Consider the following 10,868-nt stretch of genomic DNA (forward strand, 5'->3'; position numbering starts at 1 on the left):
ACTGCGTGAGATTATTTGCACAAATCGGCTGGTACTTCCGCCGGGAGTGGCGCCGCTACCTGGGCGCGGTGGTATTGCTGATCGTCATCGCCATCCTGCAACTGCTGCCGCCTAAACTGGTCGGCATCATCGTGGACGGCGTCACCGAAAAACAGATGTCTACCGGCGTGCTGTTGGCCTGGCTTGGGCTGATGATCGGCACTGCGATCGTCGTTTACCTGCTGCGCTATGTGTGGCGGGTGCTGCTGTTCGGCGCTTCCTACCAGCTGGCGGTCGAGCTGCGCGAAAACTTTTACCGTCAGCTCAGTCGGCAGAACCCGGCGTTCTACCTGCGCCACCGCACCGGCGATCTGATGGCGCGCGCCACCAACGACGTGGATCGCGTGGTGTTCGCCGCCGGTGAAGGCGTGCTGACGCTGGTGGATTCGCTGGTGATGGGGTTGGTGGTGCTGGTGGTGATGAGCACCCAAATCAGCTGGCAACTGACGGTGTTGGCGTTAATCCCGATGCCGCTGATGGCGATCGCCATCAAATATTACGGCGATCAGCTGCACCAGCGCTTTAAATCGGCGCAGGCGGCGTTTTCCAGCCTCAACGATCAGGCGCAGGAAAGCATGACCAGCATCCGCATGATCAAGGCCTTCGGGCTGGAAGATCACCAATCCAACCGCTTCGCCGACGTCGCGGCGCAGACCGGCGCCAAGAACATGCACGTGGCACGGGTGGATGCGCGCTTCGATCCGACCATTTATATCGCCATCGGCGCCTCTAACCTGCTGGCCATCGGCGGCGGCAGCTGGATGGTGGTGAACGGTTCGCTGACGCTCGGGCAACTGACCAGCTTTGTGATGTACCTCGGCCTGATGATCTGGCCGATGCTGGCGCTGGCCTGGATGTTCAACATCGTCGAGCGCGGCAGCGCGGCCTACAGCCGTATCCGCAGCCTGCTCGACGAGGCGCCGGCGGTGCAGGACGGCCCGCAGGCGTTGCCGGCCGGGCGCGGCGTGCTGGAGGTGGATATCCGCGCGTTCCACTACCCGGAAAACCCGCACCCGGCGCTGCATGACGTGGCGCTGACGTTGAAGCCGGGGCAGATGCTGGGGCTGTGCGGGCCGACCGGGGCCGGTAAGTCGACATTACTGTCGCTGATCCAGCGTCAGTTCGACGTCGACCAAGGGCAGATCCGCTATCACGGCCTGCCGCTTCCGCAGGTCAGGCTCGACGACTGGCGTTCGCGGCTGTCGGTGGTGAGCCAGACGCCGTTCCTGTTCTCCGATACCGTGGCGAACAACATCGCGCTGGGCCAGCCGGGGGCGACGCAGGCGCAGATTGAACAGGCGGCGCGGCTGGCCAGCGTCCATGAGGACATTCTGCGGCTGCCGCAGGGCTATGACACCGAAGTGGGCGAACGCGGCGTGATGCTGTCGGGCGGCCAGAAACAGCGCATCTCCATCGCGCGCGCGTTGCTGCTGGATGCGGAGATCCTGATCCTCGACGATGCGTTGTCGGCGGTGGACGGCCGTACCGAGCACCAGATCCTGCACAACCTGCGCAGCTGGGGGCAAGATCGCACGGTGATCATCAGCGCGCACCGGCTGTCGGCATTGACCGAAGCCAGCGAAATCCTGGTGATGCAGCACGGTGGCGTGGCGCAGCGCGGCGATCCGGCGGCGCTGGCGGCGCAGCCGGGCTGGTATCGCGATATGTACCGTTATCAGCAGCTGGAAGCGGCGCTGGACGAAGCGCCGGAAAACGGCGAGGAGGCGTTGGCCGATGAATAAAGTGCAAAAGCTGTGGCCGACGCTGAAGCGGCTACTGGCCTACGGCTCGCCGTACCGCAAACCGCTGGGGGTGGCGGTGCTGATGCTGTGGGTGGCGGCGGCGGCGGAAGTCGCCGGGCCGATCCTGGTCAGCTATTTTATCGATAATTACGTCGCCAAAGGGCAACTGCCGCTGATGATTGTCGGCGGGCTGGCGGCGGCCTACATTCTGCTGGAGCTGCTGGCGGCGGCGCTGCACTACTTCCAGGCGCTGCTGTTCAACCAGGCGGCGGTAGGCGTGGTGCAGCGGCTGCGTACCGACGTGATGGACGCCGCGCTGCGCCAGCCGCTCAGCGCCTTCGACACGCAACCGGTCGGGCAATTGATCTCGCGCGTCACCAACGACACCGAAGTGATCAAGGACCTGTACGTGATGGTGGTCTCCACGGTGCTGAAAAGCGCCGCGCTGATCGGCGCCATGCTGGTGGCGATGTTCAGCCTCGACTGGCGCATGGCGTTAGTGGCTATCTGCATCTTCCCGGCGGTGTTCGTGGTGATGGGCATCTATCAATATTACAGCACGCCGATTGTGCGCCGTGTGCGCAGTTATCTGGCGGACATCAACGACGGTTTCAACGAAGTGATCAACGGCATGGGCGTGATCCAGCAATTCCGCCAGCAGGTGCGCTTCGGCGAACGCATGAGCGCCGCCAGCCAATCGCACTATCTCGCGCGCATGCAGACGCTGCGGCTCGACGGTTTTCTTCTGCGGCCGCTGCTCAGTCTGTTTTCGGCGCTGGTGCTGTGCGGTTTGCTGATGTTGTTCGGCTTCAGCGGCGAAGGCGTGATTGGCGTCGGCGTGCTCTATGCCTTCATCAACTACCTGGGGCGTTTGAACGAACCGCTGATCGAGTTGACGTCACAACAGTCGATCCTGCAGCAGGCGGTGGTGGCCGGCGAACGTATTTTCGAACTGATGGATCGCAGCCAGCAAAGCTACGGCGCAGACGATCGTCCGTTGGCCAGCGGCAGCATCGACATCACCGATCTGAGCTTCGCCTACCGTGCGGATAAAAAGGTGCTGCAGCATATTTCGCTGGCGGTGCCCTCACGCGGCTTCGTGGCGCTGGTTGGCCACACCGGCAGCGGCAAGAGCACGCTGGCTAACCTGCTGATGGGCTATTACCCGGTCAGCGAAGGGGAAGTGCGTCTCGACGGCCGTCCGCTCTCCAGCCTGTCGCACCGCACGCTGCGCCAGGGCGTGGCGATGGTGCAACAGGATCCGGTGGTGATCGCCGATTCGGTGCTGGCCAACGTGACGCTGGGGCGCAACATCGATGAAGAAGCCGTCTGGCGGGCGCTGGAAACGGTGCAGCTGGCGAGTCTGGTGCGCGGCTTCCCACAGGGTATCCATACCCGGCTGGGGGAGCAGGGCAATAACCTGTCGGTCGGGCAGAAACAGCTGCTGGCGATGGCGCGGGTATTGGTGCAGGCGCCGCAGATCCTGATCCTCGACGAGGCGACCGCCAACATCGACTCGGGCACCGAGCAGGCTATCCAGCGGGCGCTGCGCGTGATCCGCGAGCACACCACGCTGGTGGTGATCGCTCACCGCCTCTCGACGATCGTCGATGCCGATTCCATTCTGGTGCTGCATCGGGGCCAGGCGGTGGAGCAGGGCAACCATCAACAGCTGCTGGCGCAGCAGGGGCGCTACTACCAGATGTATCAGCTGCAGCTGGCGGGCGAGCAGTTGGCAGAAGCGGTGCGCGACGAGAGCCAACCCGCCTGATCCCACGGGCCGCGATCGCGGCCCTTATTTTTCCCAACGCACCACAAGCAGGCAACTCCGCCAGGCTACGCCCCCTTTCTGCACTTTTTCGACGCGACGCGCACCAAATCAGTGCGCATTATTTAACCCATTCAAGGTATCGGTACTGCACCGCGCCGCGGCGGCGCCCGCGTGCCCGCTAATCCGCTGAATCGCCATGCAAAATAAAATTTGGCACAGCCCTTGCTACATATGAGGCGTACCGGGGTGAGTTTGGGCTTAATTCGTGGAGAGGCAATATGAAGCTGGTGACCGTGGTAATCAAACCGTTCAAGCTGGAGGACGTGCGCGAGGCCTTGTCCTCCGTGGGCATTCAGGGGTTGACCGTAACCGAAGTGAAGGGCTTTGGCCGCCAGAAAGGGCACGCCGAGCTGTATCGCGGCGCCGAATATAACGTCAATTTCCTGCCCAAGGTCAAAATCGATATCGCCATCGCCGACGATCAGTTGGATGAAGTGGTTGATGTCATTAGCAAAGCCGCCTACACCGGCAAAATCGGCGACGGCAAAATTTTCGTTGCCGAATTGCAACGCGTGATCCGTATTCGCACCGGCGAAACCGACGAATCGGCACTGTAACCGCGAACTCAGTTAAGTGATGGGGATGATTGATAATGAAAAGACTGTTATCCATGTTGGGCCTGAGTTCGGTAACCCTGGTTCCTTCTTTGGCCCTGGCCGCCCCGGCGGTCGCCGATAAGGCCGACAACGCCTTTATGATGATCTGCACCGCGTTGGTGCTGTTCATGACGCTGCCCGGCATCGCGCTGTTTTACGGCGGCCTGCTGCGCGGCAAAAACGTGCTGTCGATGCTGACGCAGGTCACCGTCACCTTCGCGCTGGTCTGCGTGCTGTGGGTGCTGTATGGCTACAGCCTGGCGTTCAGCGAAGGCAATGCGGTGTTCGGCGGATTCCAGACGGCGATGCTGAAAGGCATCGGCATCGACAGCGTCACCGGCAGCATCAGCCAGATGATCCACGTCGCTTTCCAGGCCTCCTTCGCCTGCATTACCGTGGCGCTGGTGGTGGGGGGCTTCGCCGAACGCATTCGCTTCTCGGCGGTGCTGATCTTCGCGATCCTGTGGTTCACCCTGTCTTACCTGCCGATCGCACACATGGTGTGGGGCGGTGGCTATCTGGCCACCGACGGCGCGCTGGACTTCGCCGGCGGCACCGTGGTGCACATCAACGCCGCCAGCGCCGGGCTGATCGGCGCCTATCTGCTCGGCAAACGCGCCGGCTTCGGTAAAGAGGCGTTCAAACCGCATAACCTGCCGATGGTGTTTACCGGCGCGTCCATCTTGTATATCGGCTGGTTCGGCTTTAACGCCGGTTCCGCCAGCGCGGCTAACGGCATCGCGGCCTTGGCATTCCTGAACACTGTGGTGGCTACTGCGGGCGCCATTCTGTCCTGGACCTTCGCCGAGTGGGTGCTGCGCGGCAAGCCTTCGTTGCTGGGCGCCTGCTCCGGCATGATCGCCGGGCTGGTTGCCGTTACGCCGGCGGCGGGCACCGTGGGCGTGGGCGGCGCGTTGATCATCGGCCTGGTGGGGGGCGTCGCCGGCCTGTGGGGCGTAGTGACGTTGAAGAAATGGCTGAAAGTGGACGACACCTGCGACGTGTTCGGCGTGCACGGCGTGTGCGGCATCGTCGGCTGTCTGCTGACCGGTGTGTTCACCGCTTCTTCCCTCGGCGGCACCGGCTATGCCGAAGGGGTGACGATGGGGCATCAGGTGTGGATCCAGCTGCTGAGCGTCGTGATTACGCTGGTGTGGTCAAGCGTCGCCGCCTTTATCGCCTTCAAGATCGCGGGCGCGATGGTGGGGCTGAGAGTGCCGGAAGAGCAGGAGCGCGAAGGGTTGGACGTCAACAGCCACGGCGAGAGCGCCTACAACCAGTAAGACTCGAAGCAGGGCAGTGCGCTAAATACGAAAATAATGATGAAGCAAAAAGGGGCGATGGAAACATCGCCCCTTTCTTTATGCCGCAAATCAGGCGTCGCGTTGGCGAATCACCCCTTCCTGTACGGTGGTGGCGACCAGCACGCCGTCGCGGGTGTAGATCTGGCCGCGCACAAAGCCGCGTGCGCCGGAGGCGGAGGAGCTTTCCACCGCGTACAGCAGCCAATCATCCATGCGGAACGGGCGGTGGAACCACATCGAATGGTCGATGGTGGCCACCTGCATGCCCGGCTCGAGGAAGCCGACGCCGTGCGGCTGTAGCGCCGTCGGCAGGAAGTTAAAGTCCGATGCGTAGCCCAGCAGATATTGGTGGATGCGCGCATCGTCCGGCATGCTGCCGTTGGCGCGGAACCACACGTAGCGATGCGGTTCTTCCACGCTGCCCTTCAACGGGTTGTGGAATTTCACCGGGCGCATTTCGATCGGCTTCTGACCGATAAATTTTTCGCGTACTTTGGTCGGCAACATCGGCGCCAGCTTCTGAGCAATCTCTGATTCGGACAGCAGCCCTTCCGGCGGCGGCACGTCCGGCATCTGGTTCTGGTGCTCGAAACCTTCTTCCGGGCTCTGGAAGGAGGCGGTCATATAGAAGATAGGTTTGCCGTGCTGGATGGCGCTGACGCGACGGGCGCTGAAGCTGTTGCCGTCGCGCAGGGTTTCTACGTCGTAGACGATCGGCTTGCTGCTGTCGCCCGGGCGCAGGAAGTAGCTGTGGAACGAGTGCACGCTGCGCTCGTCCGGCACCGTCTGTTTGGCGGCGTACAGCGCCTGGCCGACCACTTGCCCGCCGAACACCTGACGCAGCCCCAGATCTTCGCTTTGGCCGCGGAACAGCCCTTCTTCGATTTTCTCCAGATCCAACAGATCGAGGAGGTTTTGCAATGCCTGGCTCATAAAATTGTTACCTTTCTAATAATCATTTTGCGCAGTGTGCGGAATATCACGGCGCGGCGTCAATATCTTGCGTTAAAGGGCCGATGAGAATGCTCTTAATAGTGAGCGCATTGGGCTGGCTAAGTGATTAATAGGCGGGGCAAAGTGGATTTATCAGTGTTTTGTGCTAAGTTTAATGAGTGAGGTGGTGAAAGCCACCAACGTGTTGATAATAAAAAAGGAGACCGATCCATGAAACTCTGGCAAATCGTAGGCGGTGCCGCAGCACTGACGATCACGCTGGCAGGATGCGCGCAAAAGAGTGCTGATGTGCCTACACCGGCGGCCGGCAACCCGGCGGCTGCGCAAACGCAGATTCAGGGGCCGGCGGTGACAGGTTCGGTTAATATACGTCAGCGCATTGCGCTGCCGCCGGACGCCGTACTGACTGTCACCCTCTCTGATGCCTCGCTGGCGGATGCGCCGTCCAAAGTGATTGCACAGCGCGCGATACGTACCGAAGGGCAACAAGCGCCGTTCAACTTTACGCTGCCGTACAACCCGTCTGATATCCAACCGAATGCGCGCATCATTCTGAGCGCGGCGGTGACGGTCAACGGGCGACTGATGTTCATTACCGACACGATCCAGGAAGTGGTTAACCGCAACGGCACCCGCGCCGATCTGCTGCTGGTTCCGGTGCAGGGCGTGCCGATGCAGGCTGCGCCAAGCGCGATGCAGTAATTCTGCTGCGGTACGGCAAGACCCAATCAACAGCCTTTGCGCTTCGGCCAAAGGCTGTTTTGTTTTACCAGCGCCAGCCGTAGCGATCGAAATCGACCGTGCTGTGCGGGCCGAAAATAATCCCCTCCGCCAGCAATGCCTGCCGTTGCCGTTGAAAATCCTCCCCCTGTTGCGAGATTTGCCCGTGCCGGTTGATTACGCGGTGCCACGGCAGCGTGCTGCCTTCCGGCAAACGCCGCAGCACGCCGCCGACCTGACGCGCGGCGCGCGGCGAACCGGCCAGACGGGCGACTTCACCGTAGGTGGTGACTTTGCCGTACGGAATAGCGGCCACGATATGGAATACCCGCTGGCTGAAAGAGGCGTCTTCTGGTTGCATGTTGCAGTTCCTGCGCGAGTCAAAACCCAGGCGGAGAGTGTGCCACAATGCAGGTGGGCAAGAAAACAGCGGTTGGCCCGGGTTGGCTTGCTATTTGATGGGGCATCGCCGATAATGCCCACCGCTTCGGAGTACAGAAGCCGTCAATGGGGGCCCTGTTGGTTCTCCCGCAACACTAACTTGTGAACTCGGTCAGGTCCGGAAGGAAGCAGCCGCAGCAGGTGACGTGTGTGCCGGGATGTAGCTGGCAGGGTCCCCACCCATTTGCGTCCCGCAAAACGCTCTTCCCCGTTATTCATCAAGTCGATACGCTGAACAGGCGTTACTTTCACGTCGCGATCGCGAAGCGTGTCCTCTGCACCGTTTTAGCCTTTATCCCCCTGATAGAAATGTATTGTTGCCAACAGATCCGATGACGGCGAAAAAATAACGCGTATACCGCCATTTGTGGGACAAATAAGGATGGAGAGATGGGGAAAATTCTTAAAGTTGCGCACCTGTTGGGATGACGTTAGTATTGTTTTTTCTCTGTGCGAAAAAACTATCCGCGCTTAGCGGCGGTCGTCGAACTGGCTCAATAAGTTTAAATAATAACCCGTGTGCGCTGTCAGGCTAAACATGATTTATATCATTGATAAAGATATTACATTTAATACTGAAAACGGTTCATTGAAAAGTTTAAAGAAGGGGCGGGAAGTTTTCTTATCCAGCGTCAATGCCAGAGTATTCAAATGCTTGCTTGAACACGGCCATGAGACGGTGAGCCGCGAGATGCTGTTGCAGCAGGTTTGGACCGATCACGGCTTGAGCGCCTCTTCCGCGACGTTAAATCAATATATCAGCCTGACCCGACGCGCATTGACGTCTGTCGGTTTCAACGAGCGCCTCATCGTTACCCTATCCAAAAAGGGGTATAGACTTAATCGAATAATACCTGTCGACCGACTGCGGATTGATTTACCCGAGCCCCCTCAGCTTGCCGATGCCTCAGTGACGTTGGCGTCACCTGCCGCAACGACAAAAAACACCCATCACTATTTTTTTATTCTGCTGCGCAGTTTATCGATCGTCGTACCCTTATCTTTTCTGGCGCTGTGCTTCATCTATTACAAGCACCATCGCGACAGTGAAAAGAAGCAGGTATTGTCCTACGTCGGCACGGTGAACGGTTGCCCGATCTACTATGCCGGCCATTTTTTGGCGAATCACCAGGACGGCTACTTGCAGTTTCTGGTCAGGAAAGATTTGTATGGCCGACATTGCCGATCCGGCGAGGTCGTCATTACCAAGGTTAACCGTTCTCAAAATGCCAATGAAGACAGCGGACGCCAGTTTATCGCCAAATGCACGAAGGACAGTGCGGCTGTTTTGCATAACTGTGAGAGCGAGTACATTCGGGCATGGAAAAAAAGTTAAATATTCTGTCAGCCACGCTGGTCGGCCTGTGCGTGTTGACCGGCAGCGTGATGTATTCCCTGATACGCAGCCATCATGACTTCAGTGATTTTTCCTGTGAAGCGAACGCCACGTTCAATTATTTCAATTCACTGGACGCGCAGGCGGCCCATAACGACATTCAGCTGTCGCTGAAAATAAACTACATCTTTTTGTCCGGCGATAAGGGCGTGATGGTCCTGTCGGGGTTAGCCAACGACGGTGAAAAGAAATACTTCGTCAATCGGCGGGTTAACTTCAGCTATGTTTCGCAGGGGAGTTTTTATCGCTTTCAGTATGGCGAGGTCAACTATTCGCCGCGTGATACCTTGCCGGAAGAGATTTATACCTACTTTTTCAGCAATGAGTCGACGTTTTATCATATTCGCAGCATTGATAAAAACACGTTGATGTTTAGCAATGCCTATTCGCCGATGTTCTTATGCAATATTGAATCCTGACGTTTACTTTATTGCCCCTCCGATAAAGATGTATTTTATTTGCCGTTTATAGCGTTCCGCCGTCTTTTTAGCGCACAACTAATAACATGAGTTATTATCGGTCATTGTCTATTTTTCGCATCACTAATCGAATTTAATGGCGGTTCACTTATTTTATAAATTCTTCTATCACCATGTTTTTAAATGACTTAATGGCTTTAGGTTTGTGTTGTTTTGTTAGATTAATTTTATATTGTTTATTTTAAATAAATAAGTTGCATGAATATTTTTAACATGATTAATTGAGCCGGCTCTTAACACGGCGAATCACTTATTTGCGTTGAAAATGCATCTGCCGCATGCGTGCAAAGGTAATGGCACAGGGAGCCTTTGGACTTCATTAAACTGATAGGCGAGAGATGGACATACATAGCATTGCCCTGAACGAGACTCTGTTGGAAAATGAGTTGGTGATCTTAAACAACAATGAAAAGACGCTGTTATTTAAAAAAGAGAATGTGCTCATCGAAATGACCGAATTGCAGCGGCGTTTCATGCTGTGCCTGTTGAGTGGCATCTATAAGAAAAATGACATTATACGCGCAGTCTGGTTCTGCAACCATGAGACCATCAGCGACAATAACTATTATCAAATGATATTCCAATGCCGCGCTTTGCTCTCCCGCCACGGTATTCCGGGCGAGGTGATCAAAACCATTCCCCGATTTGGCGTGATGCTGAGTTTCCAGGCCTGCGAACGCGCGAATACGCGGGAGCAATGCTTGGCACCGGCGGCTAATAAACAGCGGCGAACGTGGCTGGACGCCGTGAATTATAAAGTGGCGCTGGCCATCACGCTGCTGTTTTCCGTGGCGATGGTGTTGGGCATTTCCGCTTAGCGTTGGCGCCGTTGAATAACCGGGGGGCCAGTGAGCAAGCGGTTGATAGACTTTTTTATTCTACTTTTCTTCCTGGCTAATTTGACGTTTATGCTTTCTCAGGTGTGGCGAATGATAACCGTGAATAACGAACCCGTTGAGCCGCACCTTGAAAGTGGGCGTGAGCAAGTGCGCCATGGCGTCTTTCCCCAGGAAGATGACATCGAGAAAATTAACGACGCACACTGGTTTGGCCGCTATCAGGCGGCGAAAAGCGGCGAAAAGGCGCGCGGGTATAAGGTCGGCGAGTGGGCGATCGGCGCCGAGCTGCTGGCTAACGCGCCGGAGGCCGCGGCGCTCGGCAAGATAACCGGTCTGCTGTTCAGTGATAACGCCGAAAAAAGCCTGGTTATCGTGGAACATGGCGGTAAGCAAACCGGGTATGGCGTTGGCGATCGGCTGGTCGGCAGCAATGCCGTTATCGTGCGGGTATTAAAAAACAAAATACTGCTCGATGAAAACGGTTATTACGCCGCGCTGACGTTTAAAGAGTAGCCGGCGCGCCGCTT

11 protein-coding genes and 1 other RNA gene are annotated in these 10,868 nt (G+C 57.7%); 10 read left to right on the plus strand and 2 right to left on the minus strand.

From position 1 onward, the window contains the following. Window positions 1-5: 5 nt before the first annotated feature. The 4 genes from smdA (at window position 6) to amtB (ending at window position 5,491) form a co-directional block, all read left to right on the plus strand. Complete coding sequence (smdA, locus tag CPH57_RS01800; RefSeq protein ID WP_033642081.1) at window positions 6-1,781, plus strand: multidrug efflux ABC transporter permease/ATP-binding subunit SmdA; 1,776 nt, start codon at window positions 6-8, stop codon at window positions 1,779-1,781. After that, entirely contained in the window at window positions 1,774-3,552 is a 1,779-nt protein-coding gene (gene smdB / locus CPH57_RS01805) for a multidrug efflux ABC transporter permease/ATP-binding subunit SmdB (RefSeq protein WP_033651091.1), read from the plus strand. The genes smdA and smdB overlap by 8 nt, the downstream gene beginning before the upstream one ends. Window positions 3,553-3,830: 278 nt before the next feature. Next, complete coding sequence (gene glnK, locus CPH57_RS01810; RefSeq protein WP_004940327.1) at window positions 3,831-4,169, plus strand: P-II family nitrogen regulator; 339 nt, start codon at window positions 3,831-3,833, stop codon at window positions 4,167-4,169. A gap of 35 nt (window positions 4,170-4,204) precedes the next feature. Then, on the plus strand, window positions 4,205-5,491 hold the full coding sequence (amtB, locus tag CPH57_RS01815) for an ammonium transporter AmtB (RefSeq protein WP_033651092.1): 1,287 nt from the start codon (window positions 4,205-4,207) through the stop codon (window positions 5,489-5,491). Window positions 5,492-5,581: 90 nt separating this feature from the next. On the opposite strand, the gene tesB is transcribed toward amtB, so the two are convergent. Next, window positions 5,582-6,445: an acyl-CoA thioesterase II gene (gene tesB, locus CPH57_RS01820; protein WP_033642086.1), complete on the minus strand. Its 864-nt coding sequence runs from the start codon at window positions 6,443-6,445 to the stop codon at window positions 5,582-5,584. 231 nt (window positions 6,446-6,676) lie between these two features. Here tesB and CPH57_RS01825 point away from each other — a divergent pair, with 231 nt between their 5' ends. Next, complete coding sequence (locus CPH57_RS01825) at window positions 6,677-7,168, plus strand: YbaY family lipoprotein (protein ID WP_033642087.1); 492 nt, start codon at window positions 6,677-6,679, stop codon at window positions 7,166-7,168. Between the two features lie 64 nt (window positions 7,169-7,232). Here the strand turns inward: CPH57_RS01825 and CPH57_RS01830 are convergent, their stop codons facing one another. After that, complete coding sequence (locus tag CPH57_RS01830) at window positions 7,233-7,547, minus strand: MGMT family protein (RefSeq protein ID WP_033642088.1); 315 nt, start codon at window positions 7,545-7,547, stop codon at window positions 7,233-7,235. Between the two features lie 156 nt (window positions 7,548-7,703). On the opposite strand from CPH57_RS01830, the gene ffs reads away from it, so the two are divergent. The 5 genes from ffs (at window position 7,704) to CPH57_RS01855 (ending at window position 10,854) form a co-directional block, all read left to right on the plus strand. Continuing rightward, window positions 7,704-7,800, plus strand: an RNA gene (gene ffs, locus CPH57_RS01835) — signal recognition particle sRNA small type. A gap of 365 nt (window positions 7,801-8,165) precedes the next feature. Beyond that, window positions 8,166-8,963 carry a winged helix-turn-helix domain-containing protein gene (locus CPH57_RS01840; protein WP_096241957.1) on the plus strand — a complete coding sequence of 266 codons (798 nt, stop codon included), beginning with the start codon at window positions 8,166-8,168 and terminating at the stop codon, window positions 8,961-8,963. Then, window positions 8,948-9,442, plus strand: a complete 495-nt coding sequence (locus CPH57_RS01845) for a FidL-like protein (RefSeq protein WP_033642090.1) — start codon at window positions 8,948-8,950, stop codon at window positions 9,440-9,442. The genes CPH57_RS01840 and CPH57_RS01845 overlap by 16 nt, the downstream gene beginning before the upstream one ends. Before the next feature lie 434 nt (window positions 9,443-9,876). Beyond that, window positions 9,877-10,320 carry a CadC family transcriptional regulator gene (locus tag CPH57_RS01850; protein ID WP_226772955.1) on the plus strand — a complete coding sequence of 148 codons (444 nt, stop codon included), beginning with the start codon at window positions 9,877-9,879 and terminating at the stop codon, window positions 10,318-10,320. Between the two features lie 111 nt (window positions 10,321-10,431). Continuing rightward, window positions 10,432-10,854: a type II secretion system protein N gene (locus CPH57_RS01855; protein WP_231922817.1), complete on the plus strand. Its 423-nt coding sequence runs from the start codon at window positions 10,432-10,434 to the stop codon at window positions 10,852-10,854. Window positions 10,855-10,868 lie beyond the last annotated feature (14 nt).

The organism is Serratia sp. JKS000199, assembly GCF_900215455.1.
GTDB lineage: Bacteria > Pseudomonadota > Gammaproteobacteria > Enterobacterales > Enterobacteriaceae > Serratia > Serratia ureilytica.

Coding starts and splice junctions, on each gene's coding strand:
- smdB (WP_033651091.1), top strand. CDS start 1,774: ATGAATAAAGTGCAAAAGCTGTGGCCGACGCTGAAGCGGCTACTGGCC.
- glnK (WP_004940327.1), top strand. CDS start 3,831: ATGAAGCTGGTGACCGTGGTAATCAAACCGTTCAAGCTGGAGGACGTG.
- amtB (WP_033651092.1), top strand. CDS start 4,205: ATGAAAAGACTGTTATCCATGTTGGGCCTGAGTTCGGTAACCCTGGTT.
- tesB (WP_033642086.1), bottom strand. CDS start 6,445: ATGAGCCAGGCATTGCAAAACCTCCTCGATCTGTTGGATCTGGAGAAA.
- CPH57_RS01825 (WP_033642087.1), top strand. CDS start 6,677: ATGAAACTCTGGCAAATCGTAGGCGGTGCCGCAGCACTGACGATCACG.
- CPH57_RS01830 (WP_033642088.1), bottom strand. CDS start 7,547: ATGCAACCAGAAGACGCCTCTTTCAGCCAGCGGGTATTCCATATCGTG.
- CPH57_RS01840 (WP_096241957.1), top strand. CDS start 8,166: ATGATTTATATCATTGATAAAGATATTACATTTAATACTGAAAACGGT.
- CPH57_RS01845 (WP_033642090.1), top strand. CDS start 8,948: ATGGAAAAAAAGTTAAATATTCTGTCAGCCACGCTGGTCGGCCTGTGC.
- CPH57_RS01855 (WP_231922817.1), top strand. CDS start 10,432: ATGATAACCGTGAATAACGAACCCGTTGAGCCGCACCTTGAAAGTGGG.